Annotated in this window: 18 protein-coding genes; 10 read left to right on the plus strand and 8 right to left on the minus strand. The window is 68.2% G+C overall.

Annotated features, from left to right (window positions below; all coding sequences use genetic code 11):
* Positions 1-20: 20 nt before the first annotated feature.
* The 5 genes from VH569_RS17310 to VH569_RS17330 form a co-directional block, all read right to left on the minus strand.
* Positions 21-1,226 (minus strand): CoA transferase, encoded by a 1,206-nt coding sequence (locus VH569_RS17310; RefSeq protein ID WP_423316466.1) that lies wholly within the window; start codon positions 1,224-1,226, stop codon positions 21-23.
* 197 nt (positions 1,227-1,423) lie between these two features.
* Entirely contained in the window at positions 1,424-2,176 is a 753-nt protein-coding gene (locus tag VH569_RS17315) for a glucose 1-dehydrogenase (protein WP_423316468.1), read from the minus strand.
* A 150-nt stretch (positions 2,177-2,326) separates the two neighbouring features.
* Complete coding sequence (locus VH569_RS17320) at positions 2,327-3,286, minus strand: LysR family transcriptional regulator (RefSeq protein WP_423316470.1); 960 nt, start codon at positions 3,284-3,286, stop codon at positions 2,327-2,329.
* A gap of 102 nt (positions 3,287-3,388) precedes the next feature.
* Entirely contained in the window at positions 3,389-5,092 is a 1,704-nt protein-coding gene (locus VH569_RS17325) for an acyl-CoA dehydrogenase family protein (RefSeq protein ID WP_423316472.1), read from the minus strand.
* An 80-nt stretch (positions 5,093-5,172) separates the two neighbouring features.
* A complete protein-coding gene (locus tag VH569_RS17330) occupies positions 5,173-7,872 on the minus strand; it encodes a 2-oxoglutarate dehydrogenase E1 component (RefSeq protein ID WP_423316474.1) in 2,700 nt (899 codons plus the stop codon).
* Between the two features lie 508 nt (positions 7,873-8,380).
* On the opposite strand from VH569_RS17330, the gene VH569_RS17335 reads away from it, so the two are divergent.
* The 8 genes from VH569_RS17335 (at position 8,381) to VH569_RS17370 (ending at position 18,036) form a co-directional block, all read left to right on the plus strand.
* Entirely contained in the window at positions 8,381-9,466 is a 1,086-nt protein-coding gene (locus tag VH569_RS17335; protein ID WP_423316476.1) for a TRAP transporter substrate-binding protein, read from the plus strand.
* A 118-nt stretch (positions 9,467-9,584) separates the two neighbouring features.
* Positions 9,585-10,232 (plus strand): TRAP transporter small permease subunit, encoded by a 648-nt coding sequence (locus VH569_RS17340; RefSeq protein WP_423316478.1) that lies wholly within the window; start codon positions 9,585-9,587, stop codon positions 10,230-10,232.
* A gap of 169 nt (positions 10,233-10,401) precedes the next feature.
* Positions 10,402-12,192 (plus strand): TRAP transporter large permease, encoded by a 1,791-nt coding sequence (locus VH569_RS17345; RefSeq protein WP_423316756.1) that lies wholly within the window; start codon positions 10,402-10,404, stop codon positions 12,190-12,192.
* 19 nt (positions 12,193-12,211) lie between these two features.
* Complete coding sequence (locus VH569_RS17350) at positions 12,212-13,195, plus strand: ketopantoate reductase family protein (protein WP_423316480.1); 984 nt, start codon at positions 12,212-12,214, stop codon at positions 13,193-13,195.
* A gap of 65 nt (positions 13,196-13,260) precedes the next feature.
* Positions 13,261-14,715, plus strand: coding sequence for an aldehyde dehydrogenase family protein (locus VH569_RS17355; RefSeq protein WP_423316482.1), 1,455 nt, complete (start codon positions 13,261-13,263; stop codon positions 14,713-14,715).
* A 29-nt stretch (positions 14,716-14,744) separates the two neighbouring features.
* Positions 14,745-16,259: an FAD-binding oxidoreductase gene (locus tag VH569_RS17360; protein WP_423316484.1), complete on the plus strand. Its 1,515-nt coding sequence runs from the start codon at positions 14,745-14,747 to the stop codon at positions 16,257-16,259.
* Positions 16,256-17,131: an FAS1-like dehydratase domain-containing protein gene (locus VH569_RS17365; RefSeq protein WP_423316486.1), complete on the plus strand. Its 876-nt coding sequence runs from the start codon at positions 16,256-16,258 to the stop codon at positions 17,129-17,131. The genes VH569_RS17360 and VH569_RS17365 overlap by 4 nt, the downstream gene beginning before the upstream one ends.
* Positions 17,128-18,036, plus strand: a complete 909-nt coding sequence (locus tag VH569_RS17370) for an aldolase/citrate lyase family protein (RefSeq protein WP_423316488.1) — start codon at positions 17,128-17,130, stop codon at positions 18,034-18,036. Before VH569_RS17365 ends, VH569_RS17370 begins: the two co-directional genes overlap by 4 nt.
* A 78-nt stretch (positions 18,037-18,114) precedes the next feature.
* Here the strand turns inward: VH569_RS17370 and VH569_RS17375 are convergent, their stop codons facing one another.
* The gene (locus VH569_RS17375; protein WP_423316490.1) at positions 18,115-19,353 is read right to left on the minus strand and encodes an MFS transporter; all 1,239 of its coding nucleotides are present in this window, start codon (positions 19,351-19,353) and stop codon (positions 18,115-18,117) included.
* Positions 19,354-19,459: 106 nt separating this feature from the next.
* On the opposite strand from VH569_RS17375, the gene VH569_RS17380 reads away from it, so the two are divergent.
* Complete coding sequence (locus VH569_RS17380) at positions 19,460-19,912, plus strand: winged helix-turn-helix transcriptional regulator (protein WP_423316492.1); 453 nt, start codon at positions 19,460-19,462, stop codon at positions 19,910-19,912.
* Positions 19,913-19,980: 68 nt separating this feature from the next.
* Here the strand turns inward: VH569_RS17380 and VH569_RS17385 are convergent, their stop codons facing one another.
* On the minus strand, positions 19,981-20,376 hold the full coding sequence (locus tag VH569_RS17385; protein ID WP_423316494.1) for a winged helix-turn-helix transcriptional regulator: 396 nt from the start codon (positions 20,374-20,376) through the stop codon (positions 19,981-19,983).
* Between the two features lie 114 nt (positions 20,377-20,490).
* Here VH569_RS17385 and VH569_RS17390 point away from each other — a divergent pair, with 114 nt between their 5' ends.
* On the plus strand, positions 20,491-21,216 hold the full coding sequence (locus VH569_RS17390) for an SDR family NAD(P)-dependent oxidoreductase (RefSeq protein WP_377811369.1): 726 nt from the start codon (positions 20,491-20,493) through the stop codon (positions 21,214-21,216).
* A gap of 202 nt (positions 21,217-21,418) precedes the next feature.
* Here VH569_RS17390 and VH569_RS17395 read toward each other — a convergent pair whose 3' ends face one another.
* Positions 21,419-22,534, minus strand: a complete 1,116-nt coding sequence (locus VH569_RS17395; RefSeq protein ID WP_423316497.1) for an NADH:flavin oxidoreductase — start codon at positions 22,532-22,534, stop codon at positions 21,419-21,421.
* Between the last annotated feature and the right edge of the window lie 39 nt (positions 22,535-22,573).

The following is a 22,573-nucleotide window of genomic DNA, read 5'->3' on the forward strand; positions in this document are numbered from 1 at the left end:
ACGGGTTCCGCCAGACCGCCTTATCCGGCGATGCCGGCATCGTGAAGGCGGCCGATCTCCGCCGACGGCAGCCCCAGCAGGTCGGCCAGCACCGCGTCGGTGTCCTGCCCCAGGCCGGGGGCCGGGCGATGGTCGGTGCGCTCGCCCATGCCGGGAAAGCCGAGCGGCGATCCGGGAACCAGCAGTGGCCCGACACCGGGCTGGTCGATTTCGCGGAAAAGCGCGTTGGCGGTGGAGCAGCGCGCATCCTCGGCGACGAGCTGGCCGAAATCGCGGTAGGGCCCCCACAGCACGCCCGAGCCGGCGAACGCGCCTTCCACCTGCGGCAGCGTGCGCGCGGCGAACCAGGGAGCGAGCACGGCGGAGATCGCATCGCGGGCCTGGAAGCGTCCGCCTTCGTCATCCATGTCCACGCCCATCAGCGGGCCGATCATCGCCAGCCTGTCGGCCAGCCCGGTCGCTTTGCCGAGCGCCTTCCACTGGCGGTTGGAAATGGCGACGACCATCGCGCGCCGCTCATCGGCGGTGGGAAAGTCGCGGCCATAGGCGCCGTACAGGTCGTTGCCCATCGGCGGGCGCACGGCACCGTTCACCCGCACGTCGGCGAGGTAGCCGAGATTGCCGACGGTCGCCAGCATCACGTCGGCCAGCGCCACCGTCACCTCCTGCCCCCGGCCGGTGCGGCGCCGCTGCCGTTCCGCCGCCAGCAGCCCGGTGGCGAGATAGAGGCCGGCCGCCACGTCCCAGGCCGGCAGGACATGGTTCACCGGCTCCCCTCCCCTGCCGGTCGCCATCGGGAATCCGCCGGCGCAATTGACGGTGTAATCCACCGCGGCCGATCCGTCCGGATTGCCGGTCAGCCGCAGCATGATCAGGTCGTCGCGTTTGGCGGACAGCGCCTCGTAGCCCATCCAGCCGCTGGCCGGCAGGTTGGTCAGCAGAAAGCCGGCATCCTCGCCCGACGCGGTGATGATGGCTTGGGCGATCTCCCGCCCCTCCGGCTTGTCGAGCGCCAGGGTGACCGACCGTTTCGCCTTGTTCAGCGCCGTCCAATAGAGGCTGGTGCCGTTGGGCGCCAGCGGCCAGCGGCGGTAATCGATGTTGCCGCCGATGGGGTCGATGCGGATCACCTCCGCACCCAGCTGGGCCAGGGTCATGCCGCCCAGCGGAGCCGCGACGAAGGCCGAGACTTCGACGATGCGCAGATCGGAAAGGAGCGAGGACATGGGGGAGGGATTCCGCTAGAGTGCGATCGGTTCAAGCGGAATCGCTTGAAGCGTGAATCGCACGAAAAATCAAAAGCTTAGAGTTTGTCTGCTGCTTCAATAAGCATCGGACAAACTCTAGGGGGTGGATGCAGAGGAGCGGCGGGGTTCGGTCGGGCCGGGGCGCGGACGTAACCCCGGCCTTGCACGGCCCGTCCTCAGACGCAGCGGCCGCCGTCGACCTCCAGCACCACGCCGGTGATGAAGGCCGCCTCGTCGGAGGCGAGATACAGCGCGGCGTTGGCAACGTCGGAGGGCTGGCCCAGGCGGCCGAGCGGAACGATGCCCAGCATGCGCGCCCGCTTCTCCGGGGTGTCGCCGCCCATGAAGGTGGCGAGCAGCGGCGTTTCGGTGGCGACAGGAGCCAGCGCGCAGACGCGGATGTTGTCGGGAGCCAGTTCCAGCGCCAGCGACTGGGTGATGTTGTGCACCGCGCCCTTCGTGGCGTTGTACCAGACCAGGCCCGGACGCGGGCGCAACCCGGCGGTGGAGCCGAGATTGAGGATCACGCCGGACTTCTGCGCCCGCATCGTCGCGACCACCGCCTTGGAATAGAGGTAGATCGACTTGACGTTCAGGGCGAAGACGCGGTCGAACTCCTCTTCGGTCACGTTTTCGAACGGGCCGTTGGCGTGGGTGGAGCCGGCATTGTTCACCAGGATGTCGAGACGCCCGAATTTCTCGACCGTCGCGGCGATGGTCATCTCGACATCGGCGGTGCTGGTCACGTTGGCTTTGATGCCGATGGCGGCCTCGCCCAGCCGCTCCGCCACCGCATGGGCGGCGTCGCCGTTGATGTCGACGACCGCCACGCGGGCGCCCTCGCGCACGAAGGTTTCGGCCATCGCAAGACCCAGGCCCTGCGCCGCCCCGGTGATCAGGGCAACCTTGCCGTCCAGGCGCTTCGTCATTCTCGGTTCCTTCCCCAGGGAATTCTGTGGTGATGGGGGGAGGCTATCCGCGCCGAACCGGCCGTGCTATGGACCATCCGTCATAACTGCTATCAGCAGCCAAAGCATAACGGGGCGGAGCACGGCCCCAGGCGCCTTAAAGAGACTCCATCAAGGCGCGCTGTCCTCCCCGGCACTGCCGGGCGCGACGACCTTGCCCTTGAGCACGCCGTTGGCGACGCATTTGACGACTTCGACATGGATCAGCCGCAGCAGGGCACGGGTCGCCTTCGACACCGGCTGGTGCAGCGGCGTCGCGGTGACCAGCATGGCGTGCATGTCCTTCGACGCGATCTCGCGCGCGATCAGCCGGCCCTGGCGCACCTCGCGATGAACGGCGCCGAAGGGAAGGATGGTCGACCCCATTCCCTCCTCCACCAACTGCTTGATGGCGGTGACGGAGTCGATCTCCATATCGACCTGCAGATCGATGTCGGCCCGGCGCACCGCCGCATCCACCACCCGGCGCAGGCCGTTTTCCAGGCCGGGCAGCACGAACCGCAGGTCGGCCAGCATCTCGACCCCGACCGGCCCATCGTCGCCGGCCGCCGCGTCCTTGGCCGATTGAACCAGCTGCAGACTTTCCACCAGCAGGGGGGACGACAGCATGCTGCGTCCGCGCCGCGCGTCGTAGAGGACGGCGAGGTCCAGCCGCCCGCCTTCCACCCATTCCAGCAGCGTGCCGCTGAACACCTCGTGGATGCGCAGGGTCGCGTCGGGATAGTTCTCGTGGAAGCGGCGGGCCAGCGGAGCGCCAAGCGTGGCGCAGATCGATGGCGGCAGCCCCAGCGTGACGGTCCCAGTCAGCCGTTCCGACTGGTCCTGGATCTCCTCCTTGATCTCGCTGAGCGCGCCCAGCAGGTGGCGCACCACGTCGTAGAGCTTGCGCCCCTGCTGGGTCAGCGAGACGCCGCGGCCGTGACGGTAGAACAGGCTCGTGCGCAGCTCGTGCTCCAGCTTCTGGACCTGCCGGCTCAGCGCCGGCTGCGTGATGCCCAGCTTGACCGAGGCCTTGGAGAAGCTGCCAAGATCGGCCACCTGAACGAAATAGCGCAGTTCCAGAAGTTCCATCGCGGGCGGCCTTGTCCTTTCAGTCCTCCCCGTCCGATAGCGAATACGCCGGTATGGCACAAGCGTGGTCGCGACAGGTCAGTTCCGCCCGGCCGGCACCCCTCAATTGCGGCGCGACAGCAAACCGCGGGCGACGACCTGGGCCTGGATTTCCGCCGCCCCTTCAAAGATGTTCAAGATACGGGCGTCGCACAGCACCCGGCTGACCGGATATTCGACGGCATAGCCGTTGCCGCCATGAATCTGCACCGAGTTGTCGGCGTTCGACCAGGCGACGCGCGCGGCCAGCAGCTTCGCCATGCCGGCCTCGATGTCGCAGCGGCGGTCGCTGTCCTTCTCCCGCGCGGCGAAATAGGTCAGCTGGCGGGCGATCATCGTTTCCACCGCCATCCAGGCCAGCTTGCCGGCGACGCGCGGGAAGGCGGCGAGCGGACGGCCGAACTGGACGCGCTCCTGGGCATAGCGCAGGCCAAGCTCCATGGCGTTCTGCGCCACGCCGACGGCGCGGGCGGCGGTCTGCACGCGGGCGGATTCGAAGGTCGCCATCAACTGCTTGAAGCCCTGGCCCTCGACACCGCCCAGCAGGTTCCCGCGGGGGACGGCGAAGCCGTCGAAGCCGATTTCGTATTCCTTCATGCCGCGATAGCCCAGCACCGGGATCTCGCCGCCGCTCATCCCCTCGGCCGGGAAGGGGTCCGCCTCGGTGCCGCGCGGCTTCTCGGCCAGCAGCATCGACAGGCCGCGATAGCCGGGGGCGTCCGGATCGGTGCGCACCAGCAGCGTCATCAAATCCGACCGGCTGCCATGGGTGATCCAGGTCTTCGCCCCGGTGACGCGGTAGAGGTCGCCGTCCGGCACCGCGCGGGTGCGCAGGCTGCCCAGGTCGGAACCGGTGTTGGGCTCGGTGAACACGGCGGTCGGCAGGATCTCGCCCGACGCGATGCGCGGCAGCCAGCGCGCCCGCTGTTCGGCGGTGCCGCCCATGCGGATCAGTTCGGCCGCGATCTCCGCGCGGGTGCCGAGGGAGCCGACGCCGATGTACCCGCGCGACAGCTCCTCGGTGACCACGCACATGGCGAGCTTGCCCATGCCCAGCCCGCCGTCCTCCTCCGGCACGGTCAGGCCGAACACCCCCATGTCCGCCATCCGCTCAATGACGGGAAGCGGGATCAGCTCGTCCTTCAGATGCCAGTCGTGGGCATGTGGCTCCACCGCGTCGGCGACGAAGCGGCGGAACTGGTCGCGGACCATGTCCAGCGCCTCGTCCTCCAGGGCCGCGTCGCCGAAGCCACCGCCATGCAGCGCATCGGTCAGCAGCTCGGCGATGCGCAGCCGCAGGCCGGAGGCGTTGCCGGCGGCGATCAGCCGGCGCACCGCCTCGGTGCGGAAGGCGTCCCGCTCCGCCTCGCCCAGCCCGAAATCGGCCGGCCGGACGATTTCGCCCTGGCTCATCGCCAGACCGCCGTCGAGCTGGGCCAGATATTCGCCGAACGCCGCCTGGAGCATGGCCGCTTCCAGCTCACCCAGCCGGCCGGCATGGTCCAGCCGTTCCGCCCAGCCCCGCATCTGGCGCAATGCCGCGGCATAGGTCGCGACCCAGGCGAAGCCATGCGCCGCCACCTGATGGCGGTCGAGCAGCGCGGCGTCCACGCGCCCATCCGGCGCCACCAGCGCCGCGACGCCGCGCTCCGCCGCCTCGGCCAGCTGCGCCACCGCATCGAGTGCCGTGGCCGTGGCCTGCAACAGATCGGGGAGCAGAAGCGGAGAGGCTTCGGGCGGGCTGACGGTGCTCAAGCTGGAAGACATCGGCGCGTTTCCCCAGTGTCCGTTATACGGTGTTCGGTGTTTGCTGTCGGGTCCGACCGTCGCTGAGGACGGACGGCCCGTCATTCCGCCGCGGCCTTTCCGCGGGACGGCAGGGCGGCTGCGAGCCCGGCGAAGGCCTGCCCGACCAGCCGGCGCTGGTCGGCGTCATGGTCGCCGTGGAAGCTGCCGGCGGGAGAGGCCGCTTCGGCACGGGCCACGCAGGCGACGCGCGGCTCGGCGCAGCCGGCCGCTCCCCGCAAGGACTCCAGCCGGCGGTCGAGGTAGCTCCAGGCGCCGAGGTTTTCCGGCTCCTCCTGCACCCACAGGCAGGATGCGTCCGGCCACCGGCGGAACAGAGCCGACAGTTCGGCCGCGGGCAGAGGATACAGCATCTCCAGCCGCACCACCGCCACATCCCCGGCGTGCAGGGCGGCCCGCTCCCGCTCCAGCTCGTAAGCCAGCTTGCCGCTGCACAGCAGGATGCGGCCGACGCGCTCGCCGGCGGTGACGACGACCGGCTGGAATCCGGTGCCGGGCGCGACATCGGCCAGCGCCGACACCGCCGCCGGCAGGCGCAGCAGGGTCTTCGGGCTCAGCACCACCAGCGGCTTGCGGTCGCGGCGCAGCATCTGCCGGCGCAGCAGGTGGAAATAGTTCGCCGGGGTGGACGGATGCGCGATGCGGATGTTGTCGCGCGCCGCCATCTGGAGGAAGCGCTCCGGCCGGGCGGAGGAATGCTCCGGCCCCTGCCCTTCCAGACCGTGCGGCAGCAGGATGACGAGGCCGGAGGGCTGGCGCCACTTGTCTTCCGCGCTGACGATGAACTGGTCGATCAGGATCTGGGCACCGTTGGCGAAATCGCCGAACTGCGCCTCCCAGATCACCAGCGCGTCGGGCCGTTCCAGGCTGTAGCCGTATTCGAAGCCGAGTACGGCATATTCCGACAGCGGGCTGTTGACCACGTCGAAGCGGGCCTGGGCGACGCCAAGATGGTTCAGGCTGACGTGGCGCTTGCCGGTGACGGCATCGGTCAGGGCGAAATGCCGGTGGGAGAAGGCGCCGCGCACCACGTCCTGTCCGGTCAGCCGCACCGGCACCCCGTCGGCCAGCAGCGTGGCGAAGGCCAGCGCCTCGCCGGTCGCCCAGTCCAGCGGCTCCTCGGCGCGGCGGCGGATGACGCGCTCCACCTTGCGGTCGACGGTCAGGCCATCCGGAATGGCAGCCAGCGCCGCCAGCAGAGCCCGCAGCCGGTCGGTGCCGATGCCGGTGTCCGGTTCGGCCGCTGTTGAACCGCCGGCAGCCGATCCACCAGAGGCGAACGGCGCCCAGCGTCCGCCGGGGAAGCCGTCATGGTTCGGCCGGTGATCGGCGGCAGCGGCCAACGCCTCCTGGAAGCGGGCCTTGTGACCGGCGGCAAGCGCGTCGACGTCGCCCTCCCCGACCGCTCCTTCGGCGGCGAGGCGCTTGGCATAGAGCGCGCGGACGGGCGGGTGGGCGTCGATCGCCGCGTAATCCAGCGGCTGGGTGAAACGCGGCTCGTCGATCTCGTTGTGACCGTTGCGGCGGTAGCCGACGAGGTCGATCACCGCATCGCGCCCGTGCGTCTGCCGGAAGGCGACCGCGAGGTCGGCGGCCCGCAGCGCCGCGTCCGGATCGTCTGCGTTGACGTGCAGGATGGGGCTGTCCACCGCCTTCCACAGACCGGTGCAATGCAGCGAGGTCCGCGCCTCGTCGCTTTCGGTGGTGAAGCCGATCTGGTTGTTGACGATGACATGGATGGTGCCGGCGACGGTGAAGCCGGCGACGCCGGACAGTTGCAGCGCCTCGGTCACGCTGCCCTGGCCGATCACGCTGGCGTCGGTGTGCAGCAGCACGCACAGCACCCGGCGAGCCTCGCCGCCCTGCTCCCGGAGCAGATCCTGGCGCGCCCGCGCACGGCCCAGAGTGACCGGATTGATCGCCTCCAGATGCGACGGGTTGGGGGACAGGGTCAGCGCCAGCGTGCCGTCGCCGAAGGACAGGCTGCTTTCCACCCCCATGTGATAGGGGACGTCGGCGGGGACCGGCGGGTCGGCCTGGAAGGGATGCATGCCCTTGATCCCGGCGAACAGCTCGACCAGGGGCTTGCCCAGCACGTTGGCCATCAGGCTGAGCCGGCCGCGATGCATGGTCCCGACCTGCACCTCGGTGACGCCCGCCGCCGCCGCCGCCGCGAGGATGCGGTCGAGCAGCGGAATCAGCGTCTCCATCCCCTCCGCGCCGAACCGCTTCTTCGTCGGGTAGCGGGTGCCGAGCAGCCTTTCAAACTCCTCCGCCGCGCTCAGCAGCGACAGCGCCCGGCGCCGGACGTCGGCCGGCGGAACGTCAGCCGCTCCCTCATAGGCGTCGCGCAGCCAGGAACGCAGGGCCGGATCGTCGATATGGGCGGTTTCCAGCGTCAGCGTGCCCTGATAGAGCCGGCGCAGCCTCATGGTCTCCGCATCCCCGGACGCTGGCCCGGGAGGAGGTGAGGCGCGGCCCAGCGGATCGAGGGCGGCGGCGGCATGGCCGCGCTGGCGGATGTCCTCGTGCTTGAGCGACAGCGGCCCGGATGCCGGCCCACCGGACGCCGAAGCACCGGATGTCATCTTGTCCGGAGCGACCGCGCCCAGCTCGTCCAGGATCTGGAAGACGGCGCGCCAGCTCACATCCACCGATGCGGGATCGTCGCGGAAGCGCTCCTGCAACGCTTCGAGATAGGCGGCCCCGGCGGCGTTGAGCGGAGAGGACGGCCTAGACATGGCGCTTACCGTTCATGCGGTTGAACATCCGTCGTTTGAGGCATTGGGAACAGTTCCCCACAGACTACCGGTCAGCCTCGCATCGCGGAGCGCATGGCGTGCCTGTAACAGATATTCATTGCGGGCATAGCAAACCGTCAGCATTTACCCCGGTTTCGCGGGGGGCTGCGGGCCCCGGCGGAAACGGTTCGTGTGACTGATGGCTTGCCCAGCTTATGGCTGGTATGCCCACGAAACACATTCCTCTGTGCGGACGGTTGCTCCACTGTCAGGGTCACCACGTCGACCCGTCAATTCCTGGACAGTCACCATCGCCCCCGGGACCAGCCGCCGCCAATTCCCCGGACACCGCGAATAAGGAGATGTCGCACCCACCGCCAGACGACGCAAACCATAATTTCCATCTTCTCTTAACAGGTCTGATGGATGTCTTGCCGGAAAAAGCGGTCGTGGACGATCAACCCTCATCGTGCCGTCACACAACAAGAACTTCGGGAGGAACAACAGCATGAAGCGCCGTCAATTCTTCAAGGGTGCCGCCGTCGCCGCCGGTGCCTCCACGCTTGCGGCTCCGGCCATCGCGCAGTCGGAGCCGACGATCCGCTGGCGCTGCGTGTCCAGCTTCCCGAAGAACATCGACGTGCTCTACGGCAGCGCCGAGGTGATGGCGAAGAACGTCGCCGAGGCCACCGACGGCAAGTTCCAGATCCAGGTCTTCGCCGCTGGCGAGGTGGTCCCGGCGCTCCAGGCGCTGGATGCCGCCAGCAACGACACGGTCGAGATGTGCCATACCGCGTCCTACTACTATGTCGGCAAGGATCCGGCCTTCGCCTTTGGCTGCTGCCTGCCCTTCGGGCTGAACACCCGCCAGCAGAACGCCTGGTTCTATCACGGCGAAGGCGGCAAGCTGCTGGAGGAGTTCTACGCCGGCTACAATCTCAAGGCGCTGGCCGGCGGCAACACCGGCGCGCAGATGGGCGGCTGGTTCCGCAACGAGATCAAGAGCGTCGAGGATCTGAAGGGGCTGAAGTTCCGCATCTCCGGCCTGGGCGGCCAGATCCTGGCCAAGCTCGGCGTGGTGGCGCAGCAGGTCGGCGGCGGCGACATCTATCCGGCGCTGGAGCGCGGCACCATCGACGCCGCCGAGTTCAACGGCCCCTACGACGACGAAAAGCTCGGGCTCTACAAGATCGCCCCCAACTATTACTATCCGGGCTGGTGGGACGGCACCTCGCTCCAGCATTTCTTCATCAACACCAAGCGCTGGAACGACCTGCCGAAGCATTATCAGGCGGCGATGACGGCGGCGGCGGCGCTGGCGAACATCGACAGCGTGGCGCGCTACGACGTGCTGAACCCGGCCGCGCTGAAGCGCGTGGTCGCCAATGGCGCCAAGCTGCGCGCCTTCCCGCAGGACGTGCTGCAAGCCAGCCACAAGGCGGCGATGGAGCTTTACGACGAGCTGTCGGACAAGAACCCGGCCTTCAAGAAGTTCTACGAGAGCTACCGCCGCTTCCAGAATGATTCCAATCTTTGGTTGCAGGCGTCGGACTATGCCTATGACAGCGCGACCCTCCGCCTGACCCGGCGCTGATCGGCCGCCGCTCCTTCACGATTCCCCAGCCAAGGGGCCGGGTGCCGGCACCGCCGCTCCCGGCCCCTTGGCATCGTCGCGATGGTCGCGATCGGCCTTCCGGGAGAAGCTGCCCTCCATGACGAGCTCACCCCCCTCCCCCCTGATAACGGCCCTGGTCGGGGTCTGCCGGCTGGTCGACGCGGTCACCGTGCGGCTGGGCAAGGCGATATCCTGGCTGATCCTGCTGGCGATCCTGGTTTCGGCGGTCAACGCCGTGATCCGCAAGCTGTTCGACGTCAGTTCCAACTCGTGGCTGGAACTGCAATGGGTGCTGTTCGCCGCGGTGTTCCTGCTCTGCTCGCCCTGGACGTTGCGGGAGGACGAGCACATCCGCATCGACATCGTCAACGCGATGCTGACGAAGCGGGCACGCGACGGCATCGACCTGTTCGGCCACATCGCCTTCCTGCTGCCCTTCAGCTTCGTGATGATGATCACCTCCTGGCCCTTTGCACTCGCCTCCTACGCCATCGAGGAACAGTCGATGAACGCCGGCGGCCTGCCGCAATGGCCGGCGAAGCTGCTGATTCCGCTGGGCTTCACCGTTCTGTTCGTCCAGGGCCTGTCGGAACTGGTCAAGCGCGCCGCTATCATGGCCGGCCATCTGGAGGATGGGACCCAGCGGGCCGGAGGCCATCAGGCGGCCGCCGAGGCCGAGGCCGAGCGGCTGCTCGCCGCCGAGCGCGAGCGGGCCACCCCTCCCGACACCATTCCCAGCCGGTAGACGCGCGATGAGCACGACCTCCCCCTCCCTTTCGCCGCGCACCGTCCGGCTGTCCGTCATCTCCCTGCTGCTGCTGGCCGCCGTCGCCGTGGCGCTCTACGTGCTTCCGGTGCCGGGCGCCGGCGCGCTAGCCGAACAGGACGGCTGGCGCGGCTGGTTCGGCCACAACATGGCGCCGATCATGTTCGGCGTGCTGGTGGTCATGCTGCTGCTGGGCTATCCGGTCGCCTTCGCGCTGGCCGCCAACGGCCTGCTGTTCGGCCTGATCGGCATCGAACTGGGCCTGTTCCGCCCCGACCTGTTCCAGGCGCTGCCGGAACGCATCTACGGCACGATGAACAACGACGTGCTGCTGGCCGTGCCCTTCTTCACCTTCATGGGGCTGGTGCTGGAACGTTCGGGAATGGCCGAGGATCTGCTCGACACCATCGGGCAGCTGTTCGGCTCGATCCGCGGCGGGCTCGCCTATGCCGTCATCTTCGTCGGCGCGCTGCTGGCGGCGACGACCGGCGTGGTCGCCGCCTCGGTGATCTCCATGGGCCTGATCTCGCTGCCGATCATGCTGCGCTACGGCTACGACCGCCGTCTGGCGTCGGGCATCATCGCCGCGTCCGGCACGCTGGCCCAGATCATCCCGCCGTCCCTGGTGCTGATCGTGATGGCCGACCAGCTCGGCCGCTCCGTCGGCGACATGTACGAGGCCGCCTTCATCCCCGGCCTGCTGCTGGCCGGCCTGTACGCCCTCTACGTCTTCATCGTCTCGCTGATCTGGCCCAAGGCCGCCCCCGGCCTGCCGCCGGAAGCCATCGCCTACCGCGAGCCCAATGGTGCGCGCGGCGTCTGGCAGCTCGGCGTGCTGGCGCTGTTCTCGGGCGCCGTCGCCTATTGGGTGATGGGGCGCACCGGGGTGAAGTCCGGCGCCGATTATGTCGTGCTGCTGCTGTCGGTGGCGGTGACGGTGGCCTTCCTGGCCGCCACCTTCAACCGGACCTTCGGCGCGCAGCGTCTGGCGCTGCAAGCCGCGGTGACGGCGGTGCTGACGGCGGGAGCGGCGTGGCTGACGCTGAACGGCTCGACCACGCTGGCGCTGCTGGGCGATTCCGTCGCGGCCGGCGCGCTCTACGCCCTAGCCGTGGCGCTGGTGGAACGGGCCAGCGGTCGGCGGCTGATCTCCCGGATGGCGGAGCAGGCGACCTTCGTGATGGTGCCGCCGCTGGCGCTGATCTTCCTGGTGCTCGGCACCATCTTCATCGGGCTCGCCACCCCGACGGAGGGCGGCGCCATGGGAGCCGTCGGCGCGCTGGCGCTGGCGGCGATGAAGAAGCGGCTGAGCTTCGACATGGTGCGTCAGGCCACCTACTCGACGGCCAAGCTGGCGGCCTTCGTGCTGTTCATCCTGATCGGAGCGCGGGTGTTCTCGCTGACCTTCTACGGCGTCAACGGCCATGTCTGGGTCGAGGAGCTGATGGTCTCCCTGCCGGGCGGCCAGATGGGCTTCCTGATCGCCGTCAGCGTGATGGTGTTCCTGCTCGCCTTCTTCCTCGATTTCTTCGAGCTGGCCTTCATCGTCATCCCACTGCTGGCTCCGGCGGCCGACCGGCTGGGCATCGATCTGGTGTGGTTCGGCATCATCCTGGCGGTGAACATGCAGACCAGCTTCATGCACCCGCCCTTCGGCTTCTCGCTGTTCTTCCTGCGCTCGGTGGCGCCGAAACTGCCCTACATCGACCGCGTGACGAAGAAGGAGACGGCGCCCGTCCTGACCAGCCAGATCTACTGGGGAGCCGTGCCCTTCGTCGTCATCCAGCTGGTGATGGTGGCGCTGGTGATCGCCTTCCCGCAGATGGTCATGCACTACAAGTCGGCCGCGGTCAAACTGGACGACAAGCAGATCGAGGAGCAGTTCCAGGGCCTGGGCAGCGGCATGGACAACGAGCTGCCGCCGCTGGAATTCAAGTGAGACAGGAAGGGAAGACGACATGCGCATCGCCGTCGTAGGGGCCGGCGCCGTGGGCGGCGCGCTGGCGGGGTACTTGGCCGCGACCGGCCGGCACGAGGTGTCGCTGCTGGCGCGCGGCGCCCATCTGGCGGCGATCCGCGAGCGCGGCCTGACCGTCCAGACGCCGAAGGGCACGCTCAGCAGCCGGCCGCAGGCAAGCGATGACGCCGGCGACCTCGGCCACCAGGACATGGTGATCGTCACGGTCAAGGGGCACGGCCTGCCGGCGCTGGCCTCGTCCTTCCCGGCGCTGTGCGGCCCGGACACGCTGGTGGTGGCGGCGCAGAACGGCATTCCCTGGTGGTATCTGCATGGTGCCGGCAACGGCGTGACGGCGGAGCCGCTGGAGGTGGTCGATCCCGGCGGCGCCCTGTGGGTGGCCATCGGGCCGGAGCGGATCGCCGCCTGCGTGATCGAGGTCCTGCCCGCCCGCATCGTCGAGCCGGGCGTCGTCGCCCACAGCGCCATGCCGGTGCTGGCCTTCGGGGGCCCCCGGCCCGGCGACCACGCCGAAAAGCTGGCGGCGCTGGCCGCGTCCTTCAACGCCGCCGGCGCCACCGCCCGGCTGCCCGCCGACATCCGCATCCCGCTGTGGAGCAAGCTGATGCTCAACATGGCGGTCGGCCCGACCAGCGTGCTGACCGGCGCCACCATGGGCGCCATGGAGCAGGCCCCCGGCATGGCCGCCGTCCAGGGCCGGCTGATGCGCGAATGCCTGGCCGTGGCCCGCGCCTGGGGCGTCGACCTGCCCGACGACGTCGACGAGCGGCTCGGCCGCGGCAGCGGCGTTCCAGGGCACAAGCCGTCGATGCTGCAGGATTTCGAAGCCGGGCGCAGCATGGAGATCGACCCCATCGTGACCGCCGTCCTCGAACTGGCCCGCCGCCGCGGCGTGCCGGTGCCGACCATCGAAACGCTGTGGGCGCTGACCGCCCTGAAGGAGCGGGTGGCCCGCGCCGGCTGAGCCAAGGGCTGACTCAAAGGCCGCCGCCCCTCCTCGACCGAACGGATTTCCGGAGAAGACCCGACATGCCTTCCGACATCAGTCAAAACACCAACTTCATCGCCGGAAACTGGCGGCCGGGCCGCGAGCGGCTCGACATCTTCAATCCGTCGGACCTGGACGAGCTGGCCGGCTCCTACACGTTGGCGACCGCCGACGACGTGGCCGAAGCCGTGGCCGCCGCCCGAAGCGCCCAGCCGCACTGGCGCGCCGCGACAGTGGAGCAGCGCTCCCTGGTGCTCGACGCCATCTCCCGCGCGCTGTTCGACGGCAAGGACGAGCTGGCGCGGATCGCCGCCACCGAGGGCGGCAAGACCATCCCCGACGCGCTGGGCGAGATCGTCCGCGCCGCCCATCTCGCCCGCTTCTTCTCGGCCGAGGCCTTGCGGGCGCCGGGCGAGACGCTGGGCTCGGTGCGTCCGGGGGTCGAGGTGGACGTGACGCGCGAGCCGGTCGGCGTCATCGGTCTGGTGACGCCCTGGAACTTCCCGGTCGCCACGCCGATGTGGAAGATCGCCCCGGCGCTCGCCTTCGGCAACGCGGTGATCTGGAAGCCGTCGGAAAAGACCCCCGGCATCTCCATCGCCGTCACCCGCATCATCGCGGCGGCGCTTGAAGCGCACGGCATGCCGGCCGGCCTGTTCAATCTGGTGATCGGCGCCGGTCCGAACGTCGGCGCCGCGGTGGTCGATGCGGTGGACGCGGTGTCCTTCACCGGGTCCGTCAACACCGGACGGCGCATCGCCGTGCGCTGCGCCGAGCGCATGATCCGCGTCCAGCTCGAACTGGGCGGCCAGAACCCGCTGGTGGTGCTGGGCGACGCCGACCCGGAGCGCGCCGCCGAGATCGGCGTCAACAGCGCCTATTTCCACGCCGGACAGCGCTGCACCGCCACCGGCCGCTTCATCGTCGAGGACAGCATCCACGACGCCTTCGTCGCCGCGATGGTCGAGCGGATGGCGGCCCTGCGCGTCGGCCATGCCCTTCTGCCGGAGACCCAGATCGGCCCGGTGATCGACGAGTTCCAGCTGGCCAAGAACCTGCACTACATCGAAACCGGCCTGAACGAGGGCGCCCGGCTGGCGTCCGGCGGCACGCGGCCGGAGCGGCCGACGCGCGGGCATTTCCTGGCGCCGACGCTGTTCACCGAAACCGGCAACGCCATGACCATCAACCGCGAAGAGGTGTTCGGCCCGGTCGCCAGCGTCATCCGCGTCAAGGATTACGAGGAGGCGCTGGCCGTCGCCAACGACACCGATTACGGCCTGTCGTCGGGCATTATCACCAACTCGATGAAGCATGCCCGCCATTTCCAGGCCAACATTCAGGCCGGCATGACCATGCTGAACCTGCCGACGGCGGGCGTCGACTACCATGTCCCCTTCGGCGGGCGGAAGATGTCGAGCTACGGCCCGCGCGAGCAGGGACGGTCGGCCATCGAATTCTACACCATCATCAAGACGGCCTACCGCGCGCTGTGACGCAGGCCCGAAGCCCAGGGAGAGCTCCCTTGCCGAACGACATCCAGACCAGCGGGCCGACCACCGGGCAAGCCACCCTCCGGCCGGACTTCGAGACGGCCGTGCTCGCCCCTATCCGCGCCATCGTCGGCGACCGCGGCCTGATCACCGACGCCGAAACCATGAAGCCCTTCATGGAATCCTGGCGCGACGGCTGGGTCGGCCGGTCACCTGCCGTGGTGCTTCCCGACAGCACCGAGGCTCTCGCCGCCGTGGTCCGCATCTGCGCCGAAACCCGCACGCCGATCGTGCCACAGGGCGGCAACACCGGCCTGACCGGGGCCAGCCAGCCGCATGCCGACGGATCGGAGATCGTCATCTCCACCAACCGGCTGAACCGCATCCGCGAAATCGACATCGACAACGACACGATGACGGTGGAGGCCGGCTGCATCCTCGCCAACATCCAGAGCGCGGCGCGCGACGTCGGCCGGCTGTTCCCGATGAGCCTTGCCGCCGAAGGGTCGTGCCAGATCGGCGGCAACATCGCGACCAATGCCGGCGGCGTCCAGGTCGTGCGCTACGGCAACATGCGCAACCTCGTGGCCGGGCTGGAGGTGGTGCTGCCCGACGGCCGGATCTGGGACGGGCTGCGCGGCCTCCGCAAGGACAATGCCGGCTACGACCTGAAGCAGATCTTCATCGGCTCGGAAGGCACGCTGGGCATCGTCACCGCCGCGGTGCTGAAGCTGTCGCCGCTGCCGCGCGCCACCGCCACCGCCCTGGTCGCCGTGTCGGCCCCCAGCGACGCCGTCGATCTGCTGACCCGTGCCAAGGGCGTGGCCGGCGACCGCATCGTCACCTTCGAGCTGATCCAGCGCGCCTGCATCGACGTGGCCCGCAAACATGTGCCGGACGTGCCCGATCCCCTGCGCGACCGCTATCCCTGGTACGTGCTGGTGGAGCTGGCCGACCAGGATTCCGGCAACCGGCTGGCCGAGATGCTGGAGGGCATCCTGGAGGCGGGCATGGAGGCCGGCGAGGTGCTGGACGGCGTGGTCGCCGCATCGAAGGCCCAGGCCGATTCGCTGTGGCGCATCCGCGAAGGCATCCCGGAAGGGCAGAAGCGCGAGGGCGTGTCCTTCAAGCACGACGTTTCCGTACCGATCTCCCGCGTCGCGCGCTTCCTCGACCGCACCGACGCGGCGCTGGAACGGGCCTGTCCGGGCATCCGCCCCTTCTCCTTCGGCCATCTCGGCGACGGCAACATCCATTACAACCCGATCCAGGCGGAGCACGGCGACCCGGCCGAATGGCGGGCGAAGCTGGCGACGGTCAACGCCATCGTCCACGACATCGTCGTCGATCTCGGCGGGTCGATCTCAGCCGAGCACGGCATCGGCCGCCTGCGCATCGACGAGATGCCGCGCTACAAATCGCCGGTGGAACTGGAGATGATGGCGACGCTGAAGCGTGCCTTCGATCCGCACAACCTCATGAATCCGGGCAAGATCCTGCATTCCCCCGAGGTCGCCCCCACGGTGGCCCCCAAGGTGGCGCCATGACCTTCGACGCTCTGAAGGACTGGATCGGCCGGGTGGAGATGCGGACGGACACCGCCATCGCCGCACCGCTGGCCGGGCTGGCGGCAACGCTGGACCACGACACCCCGCCCTGGCCGGCGGGGGAGCTGCCGCCGCTCGGCCACTGGCTGCATTTCCTCCCCAACGCGCCGCAGCGGGACATCGGCGAGGACGGCCACCCGCACAAGGGCGGTTTCCTGCCGCCGGTGCCGCTGCCGCGCCGGATGTGGGCCGGCAGCGACATGCGCTTCCTGGCGCCGATCCCCATCGGTGCGGAGATGCGCCGCACCTCCACCATCGAATCGGTGGAGCACAAGGCCGGCCGGTCGGGCGAAATGGTGTTCGTCAGCGTGAGGCACGAGATCGCGACCGACGCCGGCATAGCCATCCGCGAAAAGCAGGACATCGTCTATCGCGAGGCCGCCAGGCCGGGCGAGGCGCCGCCCCCGGCATCCGCCGATCCCCTGCCTGCGGCCGACTGGACCGGCAGCGTCACCCCCGATCCGGTGCTGCTGTTCCGCTATTCCGCCCTGACCTTCAACGGCCACCGCATCCATTACGACCGCCCCTACTGCCGCGAGGCCGAAGGCTATCCCGGGCTGGTGGTGCATGGACCGCTGACGGCGACCCTGCTGATGGATCTGGTGCTGCGCACTCTTGGCGACGATGCCAATGGCCGGCGGGTCGCCGGTTTCCGCTTCCGCGCCCGCCGGCCGCTGTTCGACACCGCACCCTTCACGCTGAACGCGGCGGCTAGGGGGGATGGCGAGATCGACGGATGGGCGGTCGGTCCGGACGGTCAGGTCGCCATGACGGCCGAATTCGTGGTCACGCCGGGAGCAGACAGGCCATGAGCGGACACACCGTGAATGAACCGGTTCGGGACGGAGGATTTTCCAGCGGGCGGCCCCGGCGCAGCTGGCTGTTCACCCCGGCGACGCGCCCCGACCGCTTCGACCGTGCCGCCCGGTCCGGTGCCGATGTCCTGATCGTCGATCTGGAGGACGCCGTGCCGCCTGCCGACAAGGCGATGGCGCGCGATGCGGCGCTGACCGCCCTGGCGGCGGCGCCCGCCGCGCCGATCCTGCGGGCGCTGCGCATCAACGCGCCGGTGACGTCGGAGGGGCTGGAGGATCTGCTGGCCCTGATGCGCCGCCCGCAAGACGGCGGGCCGGATTTCGTCATCGTGCCGAAGGTCGACAGTCCCGAGACGATCCGCTGGATCGACACGCTTCTGAGCGGCGCGGGCAGGCCCCTGCCGCTGGTGGCGCTGATCGAGTCCGCCCCCGGCATCGCGGCGGTGGAGGACATCGCCCGCGCATCGCCCCGGCTGGCCGCCCTGTTCTTCGGTGCCGCCGACCTGTCCGCCGATCTGGGCTGCGCCACCGCGTGGGAGCCGCTTCTGTCGGCGCGCTCCCGGCTGATCAATGCCGCAGCGCTTGCGGGCATCGAAGCGGTGGATTCCCCCTTCTTCGATCTGACGGACAGCGCCGGGTTGCAACGGGAAGCGGCATCCGCCCTGTCGCTGGGCTTCGGCGCCAAGGCGGCGATCCATCCCGGCCAGATATCCACCATCACCGCGACATTCACCCCGACCGAAGCCGAGATCGCCCAGGCCCGCCGTATCCTGGCTGAAAGTGCAAAGGGCGTCGCGGTGGTCGATGGCCGCATGATCGACGAAGCGATGGCGCGCAAGGCCCGCCGCATCCTGTCCCGCGCCACATGTTCCAACCAGCCGCAAGAAGATCGCCTGCCATAAAAATCCTCTTCGACAGAAAACGCCTGGCGACGGTGGTGTTTCGCGTGGGAGAGAGGGTGAAGTCGGCAAACCAGAAGCTCAGGGTCCGTTGGCACATTCCGTCGCTTCGCTACCGACCGACAAGTGGCGCGCGCCAGCCCAAATCAGCATTGCCGCTGCACTGAATGCTGCTCCCAGCATGGAAACGCCGTGCCAGCCAGCATGGGCGTAGACCATGGTGGCGGCACTTGCTCCAATGGCACTGCCGATCGAATAGAAAACCATGTATCCGCCGACGAGACGGCTGCGTGCCGTCGGGTGGCGAGCGACGATGATGCTCTGGTTGGTGACATGGACCGCCTGCACGGCAAGATCGAGCAGGACAACGCCGATCAGCAGAAGCGGAATCGACGACGGCAGAAACGCGATCAGCCCCCACGACAGCAGCAGGAGCGTGAGAGACAGTGCCGTCGTCCATTGGCCGAGACCGCGATCCGCGAGGCGTCCCGCACCTGTCGCGGCTGCCACCCCTGCCAGACCGACCAGCCCGAACAGACCGATCTGCGTGTGCGAATAGTTGAAAGGAGCCGTGCTGAGCGGCAGAACCAGGCTTGTCCAGAATGTGCTGAAGGTTGCGAAAATCAGCAGAGCGAGAAGACCGCGCGCCAGCAGAACCCGGTCGCGAAAAAACAGGGAGGGGATGGAGCGCAGTGTCTCCGCGTAGCTGTCGGTGCTGCCCGGCAACGGATTTCGCGGCAGAACACGCGTCAGCAGCCCGACCATAACAGCCATCAGAACGGCCGATGTCAGATAGACCGCCCGCCAGCCGCCGACATCGGCGAGCAGTCCGGCGACAAAGCGGGCGGCGAGGATGCCGATGACGACGCCGCTTGTCACTGTGCCGACTGCCCTGCCCCGTTCGGCAGGCGCTGCCAGCGTCGCGGCAAAGGCGACCAGAACCTGTACCACGACGGCGAGCAGGCCCATCGCGGCAAGGCCGGTGAATAGAACCCCTTCGCTTTTCGCTGTGGCAACGGCGACCAACGCGGCGACCGACAAAAGGCCTTGCCCAATGACAAGCCGACGGCTGTCAAGCATATCCCCGAGCGGAACGATGAAGATCAGCCCCAGTGCATAGCCGACCTGGGTCAGCGTCACGACAAGTCCAATCGCAGCGGGCGAAATTCCAAAATCCCTTGCGATCGCGTCGAGCAATGGCTGAGCGAAATAGACATTCGCGACGCTGATGCCGGCGGCAATGGCAAAGATCAGCGTCGTACCTCTTGATAGACCGCCATCCGGCCGATGTCGTCTCCCCGATTCCCTTGCGTTCTGCATGGCGATCCCGTTCGTGAAGCCAATTTGGTTTCATATCGAGACCACTTGTATGGGGAGAAATCTAGTTCTAAGTTAGGACCAGTTTTGTGCGGTGGAGGCCGGTGGCATGGTCAAGCGGGTCAGTCTTTGGGATGCGGGTTGCCCGGTGGCGCGGGCGCTCGATGTCATCGGCGATTGGTGGTCGCTGCTGATCATTCGCGACGCCTTCGACGGAGTGCGACGGTTCAACGAGTTCCAGAGCGGCCTTGGTATTGCCAAGGGAATGTTGGCAACCCGGCTGCGCGATCTGACCGAACGCGGCATTCTGGAGACCGCGCCGGCTTCGGACGGCAGCGCCTACAAGGAATATGTCCTGACCGAAAGAGGGCGCGGCCTTTTCCTCGTCATCGTCGCGCTGCGCCAGTGGGGCGAAGACCATCTCTATGGCCCCGATGAACCGCGATCCTCGATGATCGCCGCCGAAACGGGCCTCCCGGTTGCCCGTCTGGAACTGCACGGCGGAGACGGGCGGGTTCTGACATGGAGCGATACGAGGGTGATGAAGGCCGATAAAAACTGATCGAATGCAGAGATGGCAAAGCAGCGCTCCGGAACGGTGTGCGAAGGAGGCCGCATGCCGTCCGGCTGCTAGATCTCCTCCTCCTCTTCCCCTCCCTCCCCTCTCGATGTGTCATAGGCGCGCTGCGCTCTTTCCATCGCGGGGCCGTTGGCGAGCGACCAGTTGTAAAGGGCGGCGAAGGGTTCGCGCAGCGAGCAGCCGAGATCGGTAATCGTGTACTCGACGCCGATGGGCTGCGTCGGCAGGACTTTGCGACTGACGAGGCCGTTGCGCTCCAGACGCTTCAATGCCTCGGACAAAGCCTTGTGGGTGATGCCGTCGAGGCGGCGCTTGAGGTCGTTGAACCGCGCCGGCTGCGTGCAGAGGACGCTCAGGATCAGCACCGTCCATTTGTTGGCGATATGTTCGAGGATGGGCCGCGTCGCGGTGACATCGAGCGGCAGTTCGAGCACGTCTCTGGCCATGGGTATACACCTCAATATCTGAGCACTATCCGGTATCTGAGCACCATCAGGTACCTTCTTGTAATTAGATATAGGAATGATAGCTGTTCGTCATCACCAGCGATGTGAGGACGTATGAGCGGGCTTTCAGGAAAAATCGCCGTCGTGGTCGGTGGCCATGGCGGCATCGGTGGCGCCATCGCAGAGCGGTTCGCGGCGGAAGGCGCCACGGTCTACGCCACCAGCCGTCGCGCCGAAGAGGGGGAGGTCGAGCTTGGGGCCGGCAGGCTGCGCACGCGCCGCGTCGATGCTTCCGATCTGACGGCGCTCGCCGCCTTCTTCGAGGCGGTGGGCAGCGAGGCCGGGCGGGTTGACGTGCTCGCCGTCAACGCCGGAATCTCCGAGTTCGCGACCCTCGACGGCATCGGCGAGGACCATTTCGACCGGACCTTCGGCCTCAACGTGCGCGCGCTGCTGTTTGCCGCCAAGGCTGCGACGGCGATCATGCCGGATGGCGGCTCGATCGTACTGGTGGGCTCGATCGCCGGCGCAATCGGCACCAAAGGCTATGGCGTCTACGGGGCGACCAAGGCCGCCGTGCGCTCATTCGCGCGGACCTGGGCCAACGAGCTGGCGCCCCGCAACATCCGCGTCAACGTCGTGGCACCGGGACCAACCGACACCGCCATGATGGCGGCGGCGTCCGACGAGGTGCGCGAGACGCTGACGACGCTGATCCCGCTCGGCCGTATGGGTCGTGCCGACGAAGTGGCCTCGGCCGCGCTGTTCCTCGCCAGCGACCAAAGCAGCTTCATCACCGGGGCCGAGCTGCCGGTCGACGGCGGCATGGCGCAGGTCTGATCTGGGCGTTGTCCGTCCAGGCGCTCGGCGTCCTCGGCTGACCGGACTCGTCCCCCAGTAAGGACTGACCGTTCATGGGTCGGGGCGCTGTTCGTCGGGCGCCTCGATCCGCGCCGGACTGTCGGCGACGGTCTCCGAAAGGCTGGCGTCCCGGCGCGCAGCCGTGCGGGGACCGCTCGACGCCAGGCGCCGCTTCCAAGTCCTACACCAGCTCCGCGAGCGCGGCTGCGTCGAAGCCCTTCATGGCACTGCCGTTGCCGGTCCGGACCTTCTCCACCCATGCCGGATCGGCGATCAGGGCGCGACCGACGGCGATCAGGTCGAACTCATCGCGCTCCATCCGCTCCACGAGTTTGTCGAGTTTGGCTGTGGACGAGCCTTCGCCGCCGAACGCGCCTATGAAGTCACCCGCAAGGCCGACCGAGCCGACGCTGATCGTAGCCGCGCCGGTCAGCTTCTTGGCCCAGCCGGCGAAATTCAGGCCCTGCTCGCCATCGATGTCCGGGAACTCGGGCTCCCAGAATCTGCGCTGCGAGCAGTGCAGCACGTCGACGCCGGCCTCTACCAGGGGGGTCAGCCAGTCGGCCATGAGAGCCGGCGTCTCCGCGAGCCGCACGGTGAAATCCTGCACCTTCCACTGGCTGAGACGCAGGATGATCGGGAAGTCGGGGCCGACGCTCGCCCGGACCGCCGCGACGACCTCTGCGGCAAAGCGCGAACGTTCTCCAATCGTGGCACCGCCGTATCGGTCGGTCCGACGGTTGGTGGCGGCCCAGAAGAACTGGTCGAACAGGTAGCCGTGTGCCCCGTGCAGCTCGATGGTGTCGAAGCCAAGACGCTTTGCCTCGCCGGCGGCGCGGGCAAAGGCGGCAATCGTCTCGGCAATGTCGCCATCGCTCATGGCGACGCCGCGCTCGACGCCCGGTGCCTGCAATCCGGACGGGCTTTCGACGGGCGTGTCCGGCACCCACTCCGTCAGGAAGCTCTTGAGTGCTCCGGTGTGCCAAAGCTGTGGGCCCATCTTGGCACCGCCATCATGAACCGCATCGATCACCCCCTTCCAACCCGCCAGTGCCGCCTCTCCATGAAAGAACGGGACGCCCGGGTCGTTCCGCGACGCCGGCCGATCAATCACCGTGCCTTCGGAGAGGATGAGGCCCACCCCGCCGTCCGACCGACGGCGATAGTAAGCCGCATGCGCCGCGCCGGGGCTCCCATCCACTGCGAAGCTGCGGGTCATGGGTGCCATGACGATGCGGTTCGCCAGTTCCATGGCGCCAATACGGAACGGACGAAACAGGACATCAGTAGCGGTCATCAGAGTACATGCCTCCGTTGGAAAGACCGCCAAGATATA

The sequence above is a fragment of the Azospirillum sp. 11R-A genome (genome assembly GCF_049472615.1).
Classification (GTDB): Bacteria; Pseudomonadota; Alphaproteobacteria; order Azospirillales; family Azospirillaceae; genus Azospirillum; species Azospirillum palustre.